This is a genomic window from Streptomyces sp. NPDC053755 (assembly GCF_040677675.1).
Taxonomy (GTDB): Bacteria; Actinomycetota; Actinomycetes; order Streptomycetales; family Streptomycetaceae; genus Streptomyces.
Window position 1 is genome coordinate 217286 of record NZ_JBFASK010000005.1, and the last position, 16935, is coordinate 234220.

15 protein-coding genes, 1 pseudogene and 1 riboswitch are annotated in these 16935 nt (G+C 72.9%); of the genes and pseudogenes, 13 read left to right on the forward strand and 3 right to left on the reverse strand.

The window, feature by feature from the left end; translation table 11 throughout:
* Window positions 1-110: 110 nt before the first annotated feature.
* Window positions 111-731 (reverse strand): helix-turn-helix domain-containing protein, encoded by a 621-nt coding sequence (locus AB0K65_RS08490; protein WP_365714991.1) that lies wholly within the window; start codon window positions 729-731, stop codon window positions 111-113.
* Between the two features lie 107 nt (window positions 732-838).
* On the opposite strand from AB0K65_RS08490, the gene AB0K65_RS08495 reads away from it, so the two are divergent.
* Both AB0K65_RS08495 and AB0K65_RS08500 read left to right on the forward strand, forming a co-directional pair.
* Entirely contained in the window at window positions 839-1828 is a 990-nt protein-coding gene (locus AB0K65_RS08495) for an ABC transporter permease (RefSeq protein ID WP_365714992.1), read from the forward strand.
* A gap of 513 nt (window positions 1829-2341) precedes the next feature.
* Window positions 2342-2514: riboswitch (cyclic di-AMP (ydaO/yuaA leader) on the forward strand.
* A gap of 3 nt (window positions 2515-2517) precedes the next feature.
* Window positions 2518-2994 (forward strand): C40 family peptidase, encoded by a 477-nt coding sequence (locus AB0K65_RS08500; protein ID WP_365714993.1) that lies wholly within the window; start codon window positions 2518-2520, stop codon window positions 2992-2994.
* A gap of 177 nt (window positions 2995-3171) precedes the next feature.
* Here the strand turns inward: AB0K65_RS08500 and AB0K65_RS08505 are convergent, their stop codons facing one another.
* Complete coding sequence (locus AB0K65_RS08505; RefSeq protein WP_365714994.1) at window positions 3172-3624, reverse strand: ATP-binding protein; 453 nt, start codon at window positions 3622-3624, stop codon at window positions 3172-3174.
* A gap of 213 nt (window positions 3625-3837) precedes the next feature.
* Complete coding sequence (locus AB0K65_RS08510; RefSeq protein WP_365714995.1) at window positions 3838-5019, reverse strand: 8-amino-7-oxononanoate synthase; 1182 nt, start codon at window positions 5017-5019, stop codon at window positions 3838-3840.
* 144 nt (window positions 5020-5163) lie between these two features.
* On the opposite strand from AB0K65_RS08510, the gene bioB reads away from it, so the two are divergent.
* The 11 genes and pseudogenes from bioB (at window position 5164) to AB0K65_RS08565 (ending at window position 16687) form a co-directional block, all read left to right on the forward strand.
* The gene (gene bioB / locus AB0K65_RS08515; RefSeq protein ID WP_365714996.1) at window positions 5164-6435 is read left to right on the forward strand and encodes a biotin synthase BioB; all 1272 of its coding nucleotides are present in this window, start codon (window positions 5164-5166) and stop codon (window positions 6433-6435) included.
* Entirely contained in the window at window positions 6428-7708 is a 1281-nt protein-coding gene (locus AB0K65_RS08520) for an adenosylmethionine--8-amino-7-oxononanoate transaminase (RefSeq protein WP_365714997.1), read from the forward strand. Before bioB ends, AB0K65_RS08520 begins: the two co-directional genes overlap by 8 nt.
* Before the next feature lie 51 nt (window positions 7709-7759).
* Complete coding sequence (gene bioD / locus AB0K65_RS08525) at window positions 7760-8476, forward strand: dethiobiotin synthase (RefSeq protein ID WP_365714998.1); 717 nt, start codon at window positions 7760-7762, stop codon at window positions 8474-8476.
* An 18-nt stretch (window positions 8477-8494) separates the two neighbouring features.
* Complete coding sequence (locus AB0K65_RS08530) at window positions 8495-8839, forward strand: VOC family protein (protein ID WP_365714999.1); 345 nt, start codon at window positions 8495-8497, stop codon at window positions 8837-8839.
* 67 nt (window positions 8840-8906) lie between these two features.
* Window positions 8907-9572 (forward strand): class I SAM-dependent methyltransferase, encoded by a 666-nt coding sequence (locus AB0K65_RS08535; protein ID WP_365715000.1) that lies wholly within the window; start codon window positions 8907-8909, stop codon window positions 9570-9572.
* A gap of 113 nt (window positions 9573-9685) precedes the next feature.
* A pseudogene (locus AB0K65_RS08540) lies at window positions 9686-10102 on the forward strand (GNAT family N-acetyltransferase); the annotation flags it as partial.
* 282 nt (window positions 10103-10384) lie between these two features.
* Window positions 10385-11725: a hemolysin family protein gene (locus AB0K65_RS08545; protein ID WP_365715001.1), complete on the forward strand. Its 1341-nt coding sequence runs from the start codon at window positions 10385-10387 to the stop codon at window positions 11723-11725.
* Window positions 11722-12738 (forward strand): hemolysin family protein, encoded by a 1017-nt coding sequence (locus AB0K65_RS08550; protein WP_365715002.1) that lies wholly within the window; start codon window positions 11722-11724, stop codon window positions 12736-12738. Before AB0K65_RS08545 ends, AB0K65_RS08550 begins: the two co-directional genes overlap by 4 nt.
* Before the next feature lie 183 nt (window positions 12739-12921).
* Window positions 12922-13737: an SGNH/GDSL hydrolase family protein gene (locus AB0K65_RS08555; RefSeq protein ID WP_365715003.1), complete on the forward strand. Its 816-nt coding sequence runs from the start codon at window positions 12922-12924 to the stop codon at window positions 13735-13737.
* Window positions 13738-14672: 935 nt separating this feature from the next.
* Complete coding sequence (locus AB0K65_RS08560; RefSeq protein ID WP_365715004.1) at window positions 14673-15071, forward strand: DUF485 domain-containing protein; 399 nt, start codon at window positions 14673-14675, stop codon at window positions 15069-15071.
* On the forward strand, window positions 15068-16687 hold the full coding sequence (locus AB0K65_RS08565) for a cation acetate symporter (RefSeq protein ID WP_365715005.1): 1620 nt from the start codon (window positions 15068-15070) through the stop codon (window positions 16685-16687). The genes AB0K65_RS08560 and AB0K65_RS08565 overlap by 4 nt, the downstream gene beginning before the upstream one ends.
* Window positions 16688-16935: the final 248 nt, after the last annotated feature.

Below are 16935 nucleotides of genomic sequence, written 5' to 3' on the forward strand. Positions count from 1 at the left end.
TTCCCTCCCGGACAGCAGCGGACCTTACCGATCTTCAACACTCTGTTGAGCTGCAAAGACGCGCTGCGGGGCCGGACATTGCACGTTAGGGCGGAAGTTTTTCCGACGCGTTAACTCGGGCTTTGCGTCTCCATGGACATCAGTCCGCGCAGCCCGTCCTCCAGGACCTCGACCTCCACGTCGCCGAAGAGGGCTTGCTGTGCGATGAAGCCCTGGGCGGTGGCGATGAGGGTGCGCGCGACCCGGTCGGCGGGGACGTCGGCCGCCATGAGCCCGTTCGCTCGGTAGGCGTCGACCAGCGTCGACCACACCTCGCGCATGGCGCGGTACCCCTCGGAGAGGGTCGCGTAGAGATGCTCGTCGCGCAGCGTCTCGGACCAGACCTGGAGGATGAGCCGGGCGTACGCCTGGCGGTCAGCGCCCTCGATCCGCTTGTCCAGGAAGAGCCGCAGGACCGAGCCGAGCAGGACGTCGGGGGTGGGCGGCGGGGTGGAACGCGAGGCGTCCTCGAACGCGCTGCGGATGCCGGCGAACGCTTCCGCGGCGATGGCGGCGATCAGCTCCTCCTTGCCGCGGAAGTAGCGGTAGACGGCGCCGGCCGAGAGGCCCACCTCACCGAGGACGTCCTGCATGGAGGTGGCGTGGAAGCCGTTGCGGGCGAAGCAGCGCGCGGCGCCGTCGAGGATCTGACGGCGGCGGGCGTCGAGGTGTTCCTGGGAGACGCGAGCCATGGGCCGAATGTAAAACGAACATTCATTCTTGACAAGCGGCCACTCCGGCGGGACAGTGACTCCACCGCCGTAAAACGAACGATCCTTCTCTTTGTATGGGAGTCGCCATGCCTGCCAACGGCACCCGCAAGACCCTCGCGGTGATGGTGTTGATCCCGGTCGTCGCGGCCCTTGCCCTGTGGGCGTTCGCCTGGCCCGCCGCCCGGGTCGCGCCGCACGACCTGCCGATCGGCGTCGCCGGGCCCGCTGCCGCCGCCGCCCCGCTGGAAGAGCGCCTCGCCGAGCGCGACGGCGCCTTCGAGGTCCACCGCTTCGACTCCGAGGCAGCCGCCCGCACGGCGATCGAGGACCGGGTCGTATACGGCGCCGTGGTCGTCACCCCGCAAGGTCCGCGGCTGCTGACCGCGTCCGCCGCGAGCCCCGTCGTCGCGGGGCTCCTGCGGGAGGCCGTCACCGCCCAGGTCCCCGCCGGCACGCAGGTCGAGGTCGTCGACGTCGTATCCACGCCCGCGGGCGACCCGCGCGGCAGCGCGTTCGGGTCGAGCCTCTTCCCCCTCGTCCTGGCCGGCACGGCCGCGGGCATCGTCATCACGGTCATGGGCCTGCGGCGCGGACGGGCGGTCCTCGCCCTGTGCGGCGCCGCCGCGCTCGCCGGCATCGTCGGCGCCGGACTCGCCCACACCTGGCTCGGGGCGCTCACCGGCGACTGGTGGGCCGAGGCCGGCGTCCTCGCGCTCACCGTCCTCGCCATCGGCTCGGCGCTCGCGGGGCTCGCCGCGCTGCTCGGCCGGGCGGGCTTCGCCCTCGGGGCACCTCTGATGGTCCTGTTCGGCAACCCCTTCTCCGGCGTGGCGAGCGCGCCCGAACTGCTGCCGGCCCCCGCGGGCGCGCTCGGCCAGCTGCTGCCGCCGGGTGCGGGCGGCTCGGCCCTGCGGTCCGTGGCCTTCTTCGACGGCGCCGGCGCGGGCTCACCGCTGCTGGTGCTGGGCGTGTGGGTGGCGCTCGGCCTCGCCGCGGTGGCCCTGGGCGGGCGCCGCACCCGGGCCGCCGCCGAGCCGGGCCCCGCCCCGGCCCCGCGGCCCGCACCGGTGGGCTGACGCCCCGCCTACCGCCGCGTGCCTCCGCTGTAGCGGACGGGGGCACGCGGCTTCCGCATGCGCGCCGGGGCGAGAGCGAGGTACACGCCGACATCCCGGCCCGCACGCTCCGCGTGTTCGACGGAGAGCGCCCGGGCGGACCGGGTCACTCTTCCGAGGACCCCGGCGAGTTGACATTGTCGCGTGTCGTGTCGAGGTCCACTCGGCCCACGGAGGGCGCAGAAAGCCTCCCCCTTTCGGCGTAGTCGACGAATCTACATATGGCCGGGGCGGGTTGCAGCGCAGCTGTACACATCTGGCTGAATCGGGCGTCCCACCCCTGGTACGGGGCTCGTCGGGCAAACCTCCGAAGATCACGAAACCTACTTGTCCACCCGAACGGATCAGTGGTGAGGAGCCTCACATATCGCCGTTTCAACTCGGATTTCACCCCGGATGTGGGTCAAGATCCCTGACGACGACAAGCCCCCGCCACCACGGCGGGGCGGTCCGGGCGGACGCCGAGTCCTGCCGCTGTCCCGGACGTCTGGTCGACAGAGGTGGATCGGCAGGAGTGGAGGACCCGAGCAACACGGGACGACCGAGCAGGTGGGCCGTTCCTTGGGGTGAAGCCGCAGCCGCGGCCGGGCATCTTCGCCTGCCCGAACCCGACAGGTCATCCTTCACAGGCGGCTGACGAAGGGTTGCGCATGACTGCGCAGATTCATGTCCCGTCCCTGCTGTCCCGGGCCGGAGCCGTCTCGGCTCTCACCCTCGCCGCCGTCGGCGGCACGCTGCTGGCACCAGGTGCCGCACCGGAGGCCCAGGCCGCGACGTCCCACGCCGGCAAGGCGCTGAGCATCGCGGCCTCGAAGAAGGGATCGCCCTACAAGTACGGAGCGGCCGGGCCGAGCCGGTTCGACTGCTCGGGGCTCACGCTCTACTCGTACAAGAAGGCGGGCAAGTCGCTGCCCCGTACCGCGCAGCAGCAGTACAACAAGACCAAGCACATCTCCGCCTCCAGCAGGCAGCAGGGGGATCTGGTCTTCTTCCACTCCGGCGGAAGGGTCTATCACGTCGGCATCTACGCCGGTCAGAACAGGATCTGGCACTCCCCCAAGACCGGTTCCTGGGTGAAGCTCGACAAGATCTGGTCCTCGAAGGTGTACTACGGCCGCGTCCGCTGACGCGCGGCCGCCGGACGCCCGCCGCGCGCGGCCGGTGTCCGACGGATGCCGTCGGGCCCGCGACGGCTGACGCAGCGTCGGACGGGTGCGCGGTGACGGACGGGCGCGGTGCCGAAGGGGGCGCGGTGCCGAAGGGGGCGCGGTGGCGCCGCCGGCCTCGAGGTGGCTCACACCGCGTCAGGCGCCCCCGAGCGGGGCCGACACGGGGCGCCGCGCCGTCCAGGGCAGGTTGATCCAGACCGTCTTGCCCCCGTCGGCGGTCGGGGCGACCGTGAGCCGGCCGCCCGCCTCCGCCGCGAGGAAACGGATGATCACCATCCCTCGGCCGTTGTCCTGCTGCACCGCGGCCGGGAGTCGCCGGGGCCAGCGGGGGTGGCTGTCGGTGACGCCCACGCACAGCCGCTCCCCGCGCTCCAGCCGGACGTCGACGGTGAACGTGGGCGACTGCCCGAAAGTGTGCTGGACGGCGTTGGTGGCCAGCTCCGAGACGATCAGCCGCACCGAGTCGGCCGTGTCGCTGCCGGCCTCGAGCCCCCATTCCCTGAGGACGTCGTCGACATATCTCCGGGCGGTGGACACCGAGGCGGGATCGCTCGGCAGCGTGACGGATGCTTCCTGGTGGTCTGCCATGGCGACGCTGTCCTTCCCATCGGGGCCCCGCCCCGGACTGCACTTCGCGTCAGGGTGCCACCGATCGGGCCGCCATAGGGGTCGATCCACCAAGATATGCAGACATCTGTCGCCCGAAGCGGTGAACTCCGCCCCGTCCCGGGTGGACAGGAGGTGCCCGCGTCGCCCCGCCCGGGGCGGGCGGAGGGGTGCGCGCGGGCGCCCCGGACGGCCTCAGGCCAGGCGCGGAGCCGTCCGGACGATCGTGGCCACCGCCTCGGCGATCTGGCTGTCGCTCAGATCCGCGCGCGCGGTGAGCCGCAGCCGGGAGATCCCGTCCGGAACCGACGGCGGCCGGAAACAGCCCACCGCGAGGCCCTGTGCGCGGCAGTCCGCCGCCCACCGCAGTGCCGCCTCCGGCGACGGGGCGCGCACCGAGACCACGGCCGCGTCCGGGCGCGCCGCGGTCAGCCCGGCGTCGGTGAGGAGCCGGTGCAGGGTGGTCGCGACCGTCCTCGCGCGACCGGCCAGGGCCGGGTCGCCCTTGATCAGGCGCAGAGCGGCGAGGGCGGCGCCCACGGCGGCCGGAGCGAGCCCCGTGTCGAAGATGAACGTCCGGGCCGCGTTGATCAGGTGCTCGATGACCCGGGCCGGGCCGAGGACGGCGCCACCCTGGCTGCCGAGCGACTTGGAGAGGGTCAGGGTGGCGACCACGTCCGCGTCGCCCGCGAGCCCGGCGGCGTTCAGCGCGCCGCGGCCCCCCTCGCCGAGGACGCCGAGACCGTGGGCGTCGTCGACGACGAGGGCGGCGCCGTGGGCGCGGCAGGCGGCGGCGAGTTCGGTCAGGGGCGCCCTGTCCCCGTCCACCGAGAAGACCGAGTCGGTCACCACGAGGGCCCGTCGGCCGCCGTGGGCGTGGAGTGTCTTGCGGACGGCCTCGGGGTCCGCGTGCGGGACCACGGCCGTCTCCGCGCGGGACAGCCGGCAGCCGTCCACGATCGAGGCGTGGTTTCCGGCGTCCGAGACGATCAGCGAGTCACGGGCGCTGAGCGCGGTGAGGGCGGCCAGGTTGGCGGTGTAGCCGGAGGAGAAGACCAGGGCCGCCTCGAAGCCGCAGAAGTCGGCGAGTTCGCGTTCGAGCCGGGAGTGCAGCCGGGTGGTGCCGGTGACCAGCCGGGAACCGGTGGAGCCGGCGCCCCAGCGCCGGGCGGCCTCGGCGGCGGCCTCGGTGATCTCGGGGTGCCGGGTGAGGCCGAGGTAGTCGTTGCCCGCCAGGTCGAGCGGCTCCGCCTCGGCGGCGCGCGGCCGCAGCGTGCGGACGAGACCGGCCTCCGCGCGGCGGCGTGCCTCGGTGTCCGTCCAGTCGAACGGGGTACGGTGCGTGTCCTCGTCCGGCATGTGCGCGTCCCGGTGCATGGGGCAGATCCTTTTGTAGGCAGCGCACAGACCCTAGCGGCCCGTGGCCGAGGTCAGAGTGTGGCCATCCACACACCTCAAACAGGCGCTGTTGTTCGGTTCCTCCTTGGCCGGGGGGTGTGCCGTAGGCCAGGATCAGCCCTTATGGACCTGCTGAACACGCTGGTGGACAAGGGGCTGCGGCGCGAGCTGCCGACCCGTGAAGAAGCGCTCGCCGTGCTGGCGACCTCCGACGACGAACTGCTCGATGTGGTGGCCGCGGCCGGCAAGGTGCGCCGCCAGTGGTTCGGGCGCCGGGTGAAGCTCAACTATCTGGTCAATCTGAAGTCCGGTCTGTGCCCGGAGGACTGTTCGTACTGTTCGCAGCGGCTCGGCTCGACCGCCGGGATCCTGAAGTACACCTGGCTGAAGCCCGACGAGGCGTCCCAGGCGGCCGCCGCCGGAGTGGCCGGCGGCGCCAAGCGGGTCTGCCTGGTGGCGAGCGGCCGCGGCCCGACGGACCGCGACGTGGACCGGGTGGGCAAGACCATCGAGGCGATCAAGGAGCAGAACGAGGGCGTCGAGGTCTGCGCGTGCCTCGGCCTCCTCTCGGACGGCCAGGCGGAGCGGCTGCGGGCCGCGGGAGCCGACGCGTACAACCACAACCTGAACACGTCCGAGGGGACGTACGGGGAGATCACGACCACCCACACCTACCAGGACCGGGTCGACACCGTGCGGAAGGCGCACGACGCCGGTCTGTCGGCCTGCTCGGGTCTGATCGCGGGCATGGGCGAGAGCGACGAGGACCTGGTCGACGTCGTCTACGCGCTGCGGGAGCTGGACCCGGACTCGGTGCCGGTGAACTTCCTGATCCCCTTCGAGGGCACGCCGCTGGCCAAGGAGTGGAACCTGTCCCCGCAGCGGTGCCTGCGGATCCTGGCGATGGTCCGGTTCGTCTGCCCGGACGTGGAGGTCCGGATCGCGGGCGGGCGTGAGGTGCACCTGCGCTCGATGCAGCCGCTGGCACTGCACCTCGCCAACTCGATCTTCCTCGGCGACTACCTCACGAGCGAGGGCCAGGCCGGCAAGGCGGACCTCGACATGATCGCGGACGCGGGCTTCGAGGTGGAGGGCGCCGGCACGACGACGCTGCCCGAGCACCGGGCCGACGCGCTCGCCGCGGCGATGGGCGGCTGCGGCTCGCACGCGGGCGCCGAGACCGGCGGGGGCTGCGGCTCGCACGCCGAGGCCGGTGCCGGGGGCGGTTGCGGCTCGCACGCCGAGGCCGGTGGCGGCTGCGGTCCGTGCGGCGGTCCCGCGCCGGAGGCGGCGCAGGCCGCCGAGGCCGCGAGCGCCGAGGTGCCGAACGCCCGTACCGACCTGGTGGCGGTCCGTCGCCGGGGGGCCGGCACGGACCTCGCGCCCAATGCGTGACAGCGAGCTGCTGGCCCTGGACCGGGCGCACGTCTGGCATCCGTACGGCCCCATGCCGGGCCGTACGGACCCGCTGGTCGTCGCGTCCGCGTCCGGGGTGCGGCTGCGGCTCGCGGAACCGGTGCACGGCAGGACCGAGCTGATCGACGGCATGTCGTCGTGGTGGTCCGCGATCCACGGCTACAACCACCCGGTGCTCAACGACGCGGTGCGTCACCAGCTGGACCGGATGAGCCATGTCATGTTCGGCGGCCTCACCCACGAGCCGGCGGTACGGCTCGCGACCCGGCTGGTGGAGATCACCCCTGAGCCGCTACGGCACGTCTTCCTCAGCGACTCGGGCTCGGTCGCCGTCGAGGTCGCCGCCAAGATGTGCCTGCAGTACTGGCGCTCGATCGGACGGCCGGGCAAGCAGCGGCTGCTCACCTGGCGCGGGGGCTACCACGGCGATACCTGGACCCCGATGTCGGTGTGCGACCCCGAGGGCGGGATGCACGAGCTGTGGTCGGGCGTGCTGCAGCGCCAGGTCTTCGTCGGCGCGCCGCCGGCCGCGTACGAGGAGTCGTACGCGGAGCTGCTGCGGGAGGAGATCGGCCGCCACGCGGACGAGGTCGCCGCGGTGATCGTGGAGCCGGTGGTGCAGGGCGCGGGCGGCATGCGCTTCCACGCGCCGGAGTACCTCCGGGTGCTGCGGGAGGCGTGCGACGAGCACGACGTCCTGCTGGTCTTCGACGAGATCGCGACCGGCTTCGGGCGTACGGGCGAGCTGTTCGCCGCGGACCACGCGGGGGTGTCCCCCGATGTGATGTGCGTGGGCAAGGCGCTGACCGGCGGCTATCTGTCGATGGCGGCGACGCTGTGCACGGCGCGGGTCGCCGACGGGATCTCGCGGGGCGAGGTCCCGGTCCTCGCGCACGGCCCGACGTTCATGGGCAATCCGCTGGCGGCCGCGGTGGCCGGCGCCTCGATCGACCTGCTGCTGGCGCAGGACTGGGCGGTGGAGGTCAAGAGGATCGAGGCCGGGCTGCGCGAGGGCCTGGCCGACGCCGCCGCTCAGCCGGGCGTCCGGGACGTGCGGGTGCTCGGCGCCATCGGGGTCGTCCAGCTCGGTCACGACGTCGACATGGCGGCGGCCACGGAGGCGGCGGTCCGGGCGGGCGTGTGGGTGCGCCCCTTCCGTGACCTGATCTACGTGATGCCGCCGTTCGTGACCGGCGACGAGGATCTGACCCGTATCTGCGACGCGGTGCGCGCGGCGGCCGCGGCGGGCTGACCGGCCCCGGCCCCGCGCTCCGGCACCATCTCCGAAAGGACAGCACAGACCATGACCGTCATCGTCGTCAGCGGTACGGGCACCGAGATCGGCAAGACGATCGTGACCGCGGCGCTGGCCGCGGTGGCGACCGGCCAGGGGCGTTCGGTGGCCGTGCTCAAGCCCGCGCAGACGGGCCTCGCTCCGCACGAGCGGGGGGACGCGGACGAGGTCGTCCGGCTCTCCGGGGCCGGGACCGCGACCGAACTGGGCCGGTTCCCCGAGCCGTTGGCCCCGGCCACCTCCGCCCGGCGGGCGGGCATGACACCGGTGGGGCCGCACCGGGTGGCCGAGGCGGCGGCGAAGCTGGCCGCCTCGCACGACCTGGTGCTCGTGGAGGGCGCGGGCGGTCTTCTGGTCCGCTTCGACGAGGCGGGCGGCACGCTCGCCGACGCCGCCCGCCTCCTCGGCGCTCCGGTCCTGGTGGTGACCCCGGCCGGTCTGGGCACCCTGAACGCCACCGCCCTGACGGCCGAGGCGCTGCGGGCGCGCGGCCTCAGCCAGCTGGGTGTGGTCGTGGGCAGCTGGCCGGCGTCCCCGGACCTGGCTGCGCGCTGCAATCTGGAGGATCTTCCGGAGGCGGCCGGCGCGCCGCTGATCGGGGCCGTACCGGAGGGCGCCGGGGCGCTGGACCCCGACCGGTTCCGGGCGGAGGCGGCCGGCTGGCTCGCTCCCGTGCTGGGCGGGGTGTGGGACGCGGAGCGGTTCGCCTCGGCGCACCGGCCGTGATCTCCGTAGGCTGAACCCATGCGTGCAACCGTTCAGGAAATCGTCTTCGACTGCGCCGACCCGGCGGGTCTGGTGCGGTTCTGGGCAGGGCTCCTCGGCGGGGCTCCGGTCGACCGGAGCCCCGACTGGTCGTACGTCGACCCGCCGGGCTTCGTCCGGATCGCCTTCCAGCGGGTCCCCGAGGGCAAGGCCGCCAAGAACCGGCTCCACCTGGACCTGCGGGGGGACGGGCTGGACGCGGCGGCCGAGGCCGCGATCGCCCTGGGGGCGGAGCGGGTCGCCGGGATCGTCACCGACGACCACGGCGACTTCCAGGTGATGCGCGACCCGGAGGGCAACGAGTTCTGTTTCGTGACGGGCTGAGTGGCGCGGGACGGGGAAGAATCCCCCCGTCCACGTCCGCTGTGCCGAGCGTCGGAGGAGGTCCGCGATGTCATCGCGTTCCACCCGGGTCCCCCGGGACGCCGTTCACCACCCCTTCTTCGCCCGCTTCTACGCCCGGTTCAGCGTCTCCGCCGATACGAAGGCCGGGATCGGCGCCCTTCGCACGGAGTTGCTGACCGGTCTGTCGGGCCGGGTCATCGAGATCGGGGCGGGGAACGGGCTGAACTTCGCGCACTATCCCGGGACCGTCGCGGAGGTCGTGGCGATCGAACCGGAGCGGCATCTACGTCAGTTGGCGGCCGATGCCGCGCTGCGCGCGGACGTGCCCGTGGATGTGGCACCGGGCGCGGCGGAGGCGCTGCCGGTCAAGAGCGAGGCGTTCGACGCGGCGGTGGCCTCCTTGGTGCTGTGCACCGTACGGGACGTGCCGCGCACGCTCGCGGAGCTGTACCGGGTGGTGCGTCCGGGCGGTGAGCTGCGCTTCTTCGAGCACGGGGTGGCGCCCGGGCGCGGGATGGCGCGCACCCAGCGGGCGCTCGACCGGACGGTCTGGCCGTTGCTCTTCGGCGGCTGCCACACGGCGCGCGATCCCCTGGCCGCGATCGAGGCGGCGGGGTTCGAACTGATCACATACCGGTCCCTCACCGTTCCGCAGGAGGGGCCGCGGCTGCCGTCCTCCTTCTGTGTGCTGGGTTCGGCACGGCGTGTCTGACCCACCGGTCCGGGCCGCCCGGCGGACGGACGGGTCGGTGAGCCGCGGGCGTGTCGGACCGGATGGCGAAACGCGCTCGACGTCCTCCGGCGGCCGGTGGTGGGATGCCGATCATGGACGAGCCGAGTATCCGGACCGCCTCGGCGGCCGACATCGACACCGTGCTGGCCTTTTGGAAGGTGGCAGCCGAGGGCACGAGCATCAGCGACGACCGTGACGGGGTCGAACGGCTCCTGGCCCGTGACCCGGAGGCGCTGATCCTCGCGGAACGCGGCGGTGAACTGGCCGGCACGGTCATCGCGGGTTTCGACGGCTGGCGGTGCCACCTCTACCGGCTCGCCGTCCACCCCGGCCACCGGCGTCGCGGCGTCGGGGCCGCGTTGCTCATGGCCGCCGAGGAGCGGTTCGCCGCGCTCGGCGGCCGGCGGGCGGACGCTATGGTGCTGGACCACAACGAGCTGGGGAGACGTGCCTGGCGTGCGGCGCGGTACGAGCCGGACGAGCGGTGGACGCGGTGGGTCAAGCCGCTGCCCGGCTCGGGCGCCGGCCTGGGCTCGGACGCGGGATCCGGCACGGGCCGGGATGCGAGCTCCGGGTCCGGGTACGGGTCCGGGGGTGGGTCTTCGCCGGACACCCGGCGGGGGTGATCACACCCTCTCCTTTGCCCGTCCTTTACCATGAGTGTTTCCTTCCCCTTCGACCGAAAGGTGTGAGCGTCCGCCCATGGGCGAGCCTCCCAGTAGCAGTCAGCGCGAGACCCGACATCGCGCGATCCTTCCGTCCCTGGCCGATCATGGGACGGAGGTGAACCGATGACCGAAGTGCTTCTGCTCGGGGTGGCGCTGCTGCTCTCCCTCGCGTGCGGCGCCTTCGTCGCTGCCGAGTTCTCGCTGACCACGGTCGAGCGCGGCGAGCTGGAAGCGGCCGTCGAGCGGGGCGAGCGCGGGGCCGCGAGCACGCTCAAGGCCGTCAAGTCGCTCACCTTCCAGCTCTCCGGCGCACAGCTCGGCATCACCGTCACCAACCTGATCGTCGGCATGCTCTCCGAGCCGTCGATCTCCAAGCTGATCCGCGGCCCGCTCCAGGACCTCGGCCTCTCGGCCTCGGTGGCCTCCTCGGTGGCCCTGGTCATCGGCACCGCCCTGTCGACCGTCGTCCTGATGGTCGTCGGCGAGCTGGTCCCGAAGAACTGGGCGATCTCCTCGCCGCTGGCGATCGCCAAGCGGGTGGCCACCCCCCAGCGGGTCTTCACCGCCGCCTTCAAACCGCTGATCAGCCACCTCAACAACACGGCCAACCGGATCGTGCGCCGGCTCGGGCTGGAGCCGGCCGAGGAGCTGGCCTCCGCCCGTTCCCCGCAGGAGCTGGTGGCGCTGGCCCGCCACTCCGCCAAGGAGGGCGCGCTCGAGGCGGACACCGCCGAGCTGTTCGTACGGACCCTCAACCTCGCCGAGCTGACGGCGGAGAACGTGATGACGCCGCGCGTCCAGGTCACCGCCCTGGAGGTGCAGGCCACCGCCGAGGACGTCGCCAACGCGACCCGCGCGACCGGCCTGTCCCGTTTCCCCGTCTACCGCGGCAGCCTCGACTCCGTGGTGGGCATCGCCCACATCAAGGACGTCCTGGCCATACCGGCCGACGAGCGCCGCCGCCGCGGGATCGGGGACATGCTGCGCGAGCCGCTGCTCGTCCCGGAGACGCTCACGGTCGACCGGCTGCTCGACCGGCTCTCGGGCAAGCAGACCATGGCCGTCGTCATCGACGAGTACGGCGGCACGGCCGGGGTCGCGACCCTGGAGGACATCGTCGAGGAGGTCGTCGGCGAGGTGCGCGACGAGCACGACCCGCACGAGACGCCCGACCTGGCACGGGCGGGTGTGGACGCCGACGGACGCGAACTGTGGTCCGCCGACGGCGCGGCCCGCACGGACCAGCTGGAGGCGATCGGCCTGCGGGTCCCGGACGGCCCCTACGAGACGCTGGCGGGCATCCTCGCCACGGAGCTGGGACGGATCCCCACCGTCGGTGACCGGGTCGAGCTGGCCCACTGGCGCCTCGACGTCGTGGACGCCTCCGGGCGCCGGGCGGCCCGGGTGCTGATGCACGCGCCGCCGGCCCACCTGTCCGAGGAGACCGGGGAGGCGGGCCGATGATCGCGATCCAGTTGCTGATCGGCCTCGCGACCCTGGTCGCGAACGCCTTCTTCGTCGGCGCGGAGTTCGCCCTGATCTCCGTACGTCGCAGTCAGATCGAGCCGGAGGCGGAGGCCGGGAACCGGCGCGCCCGGAGCGTCATCTGGGGTCTGGAGCACGTCTCGGCGCTGCTCGCCGCGGCGCAGCTCGGCATCACGCTGTGCACGCTGGTACTCGGCATCGTCGCCGAGCCGGCCATCGCGCACCTCCTGGAGCCGCTCTTCGACGCGGTCGGCGTGCCGCACGGCCTGGTGCACCCGATCTCGTTCGTGATCGCGCTGTCCGTGGCGACCTACCTCCACATGCTGCTCGGCGAGATGGTCCCCAAGAACATCGCGCTGGCCGAGCCGACCCGCTCGGCGCTTCTCCTCGGCCCGCCGCTGGTGGCGATCGCCCGGGGGCTGCGACCGGTCATCTTCGCGATCAACGCCTTCGCGAACGGCATCCTGAAGCTGCTGCGGGTGGAGACGAAGGACGAGGTCTCGGCGACGTTCTCGGACGACGAGCTGGCCCGGATGGTGACGGACGCCGGTGTCGCCGGACTCCTGGACGACCGTGCCGCCGAGAGGCTGCACGACGCCCTGGAGCTGGGACGGCGCCCGGTGCGGGACGTCGTCATGCCGGTGGAGAAGGTCGTGTACGCGGCGGTGGGCACCACGCCCGAGGAGCTGGAGGCGCTCGCCGCGGAGTCGGGCTTCTCCCGCTTCCCCGTGGTCGACGCGGGGCGCGGAATCCTCGGCTACCTCCATGTGAAGGACGCCCTGGACGCCGTTCCGCGCGACCTGCCGTTCCCTGTCTCCGCGATGCGGCCGATCGCCCGGGTCCGGGCGGCGACCCCGATGGACGACGTCCTGACGGCGATGCGCCGCAGCCGCACCCACCTGGCGGCGGTGCTGGGCGACGACGGCAAGCTGGCCGGTCTCGTCACGATGGAGGACGTGCTCCGGGAGCTGGTGGGGCGCCCGGCGGCGTAGTCCCGCCGGTGACGACGGTCACGAGGGCCGGGGCCGGGAGCGCACACGCACTCCCGGCCCCGGGCCGTGGGCGGGCGGACGCGCCCGGGCCGTCGCGGCGCCGACGGGTCCAGGAGCGCGTCCGGGGCGGTCTCGCCGGGCGACCCGCGGGCACCCCATACCGCACGGTATGATCGTCCCGCCATGGAATTGAATGCCACCTACACCAGTCTGGTCGCCGTCGGTGACAGCTTCACCGAGGGCATGTCGGACCGACTGCCCGACGGGACGTACCGAGGATGGGCGGACCTCCTCGCGACCCGGCTGGCCGCCCGCACCCCCGACTTCCGCTACGCCAACCTCGCCGTACGCGGAAAGCTCATGGGCCAGATCCTCGACGAGCAGGTGGATGTGGCCGCCGCCATGAAGGCGGACGTGGTGACGCTGGTCGGCGGCCTGAACGACACCTTGCGGCCGAAGTGCGACATGGGGCGGGTGCGGGGGTTGCTCACCGAGGCGGTCGAGCGGCTGGCGCCGTCCTGCGGCCGGCTGGTCCTGATGCGCAGCCCCGGCCGCCAGGGGCCCGTCATGCAGCGGTTCCGGCCCCGCATGGAAGAGCTCTTCGAGCACATCGAGGCGCTCGCCGCCCGGCACGGCGCCCTGGTGGTCGACCTGTACGGCGTGCCCGCGCTCGGTGACCAGCGTCTGTGGGACGTGGACCGCCTGCATCTGACCGGCGAGGGGCACCGACGGGTGGCAGAGGCCGTGTGGCAGGCGCTGGGTCTCGACCCCGAGGACGACTGGCGGGCGCCGCTGCCCCCGGCCGTGCGCCCTGGCTGGATGACCCGGCGCGCCGCGGACGCCCGTTTCGCCAGGGAGCACCTCGGCCCGTGGATCGGCCGCCGCCTGACCGGCCGCTCCTCCGGGGACGGCCTCCCCGCCAAGCGGCCGGACCTGCTGCCGTACGAGACCCCGTACGGGACCGCTTACGGGACCCCGTCCGAGCCGCCGGGGGCGTAGCCGACCGAGGGCGTGTCCGTCAGGTGACGCCCGGGTCTTCCGCGGAGATCAGGCCGGATCGCCCGGCACGTCCGAACGAACCGGCCCCGGCAGGACGAGGAGGTCAGCCGGGAGCCCCGCGGGGCGGTGCCTCCGGTCGCGGTGGCGAAGAGCGGCGTGAAGGCGAGAAGCGCGGCCGAAGGCGACGACGAGGCCGCCGGGCAGCCGATGAGTGCCGCAGGAGCCGGCCTCGATGCCGGCCGGGAGCCCTGGGCCGACCGAGGCGAGCACGCCCCGCACGACCAGGCCGACCGCCGCGAGCGCGAAGCCGCACACGACCAGGCCGACCCAGGCGAGCGCGAAGCCGCACACGACGAGGCCGCGGGGTGTCGGCCGGTGCCGCCGACGGGCGGGGGCCGGCCGAGGCGTAGCCGTCCTCGACAGCAGGGCGGTCCGACGGGGCAGTCGAGGGGATCCGCCCGACCGCATCACCGGCCGGACCGGCGCACGCGCCGGGCCGGTCGTGCCGAGTGGTCCGCCCGGCCCCAGGGGTGGCCCGAGACCCGCCTATGACCTGCGGAAAGATCCACGAGGGGGTTACCGCCGGTTCCGTCGCCATGCGCACAGGATCGTCACCGAACCGACATACCGAGCGGTCGGAAAGTCCTTACGCAAGGGCTATACCCATGAGTAACGTACGCGGACCACCGGCGCCATCCGCCCGTTCCCCGGGGCGGCAAGGAGCAAGATCGATGTCGTATCACCAGCCTTTCCCCGGCCCACCGCCCCCACCGCAGCACCGGAACGCCGGGCGCCACCGCCACGAGGGCGCGTCGCGGTCCTGGGAGGGTGGATCGCCGTCCTGGGACTCCGATCCACAGGCGGCCTGGGACGCGTCCCCGCGAGCGTGGGACTCCTCGCCACAAGGCCGGGACGTCGCGCAGCAGCCCTGGGACATGTCTCCGCAGCAGCGACCGCCCGCCGCCACCGACGGTCGTGATGATCTGCACCGGCTCGGATCGGCCTACCGCAGGCTCCGCCGCGTCGCCACCTTCACCGCGCTCGGCTACTTCGTCGTCTTCCTGCTCCTGTCCGGGTACGCCCCCTCGCTGATGACCGGCACCCTCGCCGGTGGTCTCACCACCGGTCTGGTCCTGGGGCTCCTCCAGCTGCCCGTGGCGCTGGCCGCCATCGCGCTGTACGAGCGGATCGCGCGCAAGAGCGTCGACCCGCTCGCCGCGGCGATCCGCGAACGCGCCGAGCAGGCCGCCGCGGCAGCCGGGCCCGGGCAGGAGCGCCAGAGCCGCTCCGGCCGTCCCGCGTGGCAGCAGCCATCCGGAGGTGCGCGCGCATGACGAGCTTCAGCTCCGAGGCCCAGACGATGTCGCTGATGGCGTTCATCGCGGTCATCACCGTCACGCTGCTGCTGTGTGTGATGACCGGCCCCGATCGTGACGACCTGGGCGACTTCTACACCGGCTACCGATCGCTCTCCCCCATGCAGAGCGGCCTCGCGATCGCCGGCGACTACATCTCCGCCGGCACCGTGCTCGGCACCATCGGCATCATCGCGCTCGTCGGCTACGACGGCGTCACGCTCGCCCTGAGCACCGTGCTCTCGCTGGTCCTGATGATGTTCCTGCTCGCCGAACCGCTCCGCAACGCCGGCCGGTTCACGATCGGCGACGTCTTCACCCGGCGTCAGCCCGGCCCAGCCGTGCGGATCACCACGGCCGCGGTCACCCTGACCGCGCTGCTGCCGCTGGTGATCTTCCAGCTCGCGGGCGCCGGCGATCTCCTCTCCGTGGTCCTCGGCTTCGACGCCGACGGCTTCAAGACCGGGGCGATCGTGTTCCTGGGCCTGCTGATGATCGCGTACGCGGCGATCGGCGGCATGAAGGGCACCGCCTTCATCCAGATCGTCAAGACCGTCGCCCTGCTCGGCGCGTCCCTCGCGATCGCCGCGCTCATCCTCGACCGCTTCGACTTCAGCCTGCCCTCGCTGCTGGACGCCGCCAAGCGCGGCAGCGGGGCGGGAGACGCCTACCTCGCCTCCGGTCTGCAGTTCGGCGGCGACGAACTCGACATGATCAGCACGCAGTTGACGGTCGTGCTCGGCGCCGCGGTGCTGCCGCAGATCACCATGCGCATGTTCACCGCGCGCAGCGCGGCAGCCGTGCGGCGCTCGATGTCCTGGGCCGTGTCGACCGTCGTCGTGACCTGCCTGCTGATCGCCGTCATCGGCTTCGGCGCGGCGGCGATCGTCGGCCACCAGGGGATCGTCGCCGGCGACCCCCAGGGCAAGACGGCGTTCCTCATGGTCAGCCAGGCCGTCATGGGCGCGGACCAGACGACCGTCGAGACACTGCTGTTCACGGCCGTGGCCACAGCCGTCTTCCTCACCCTGCTGGCCTCGGTCGCCGGTATCACGCTCGCCTGCGCGAACACCCTGGCGCACGACCTCGTCACCCACGGGCTGCGCCGCAAGGCGCAACTGAAGGACTCCGCGGAGATGGCCATCGCCCGGACCGCCGCGGCGGGCGTCGGGCTCGTCGCGATCGCGATCGCCGCCGGTGCACGGCACCTGAACCTTCAGGCACTGCTCACCCTGTCGTTCTGCATCGGCGCGTCCGCCGTCGCACCGGCCCTCATCTACAGCCTCTTCTGGCGCCGCTACTCCCGTACGGGACTGCTCTGCACCCTCATCGTGGGCAGCGTCTCCGCGATCGTCCTCATGACCGGCAGCAACCTGGTGTCCGGATCGCCCCATGCGATCTTCCCGGACCAGGACTTCAACTGGTTCCCGTTCACCACGTCGGGCATCCTCTCGGCCCCGCTGGGCTTCCTCGCGGGCTGGCTCGGCACGGTGCTCCACGAACGTGACCCGGACGACCAGCGCCTGCGGTACGAAGCGGTGGAGGAGACGATCCTGGCCGGCGCACCCGCGGCGAACAGCGCCCCCGCGCCCTGACGCGCCCGCCCCGGCAAGGGCGCCCGGCCTGAGGGTCCCGGGCCGGGCACCTTTGTCGAGGCAAGGCGGTCGGCCGGTCGTGACACGAGGGAGGGGCCGCCCCGGATCGCTCCGGGACGGCCCCCAAGTGTTCATGCGGTCGGATCGCTCAGCCGGTCACCCGAAGGACTTGATGCCGTTCCGGTTGACCGACAGGACGGTCTTGACCGGCCCGTCGGTGTTGGTGGTGGAGGGGTGGCGGACGCTGA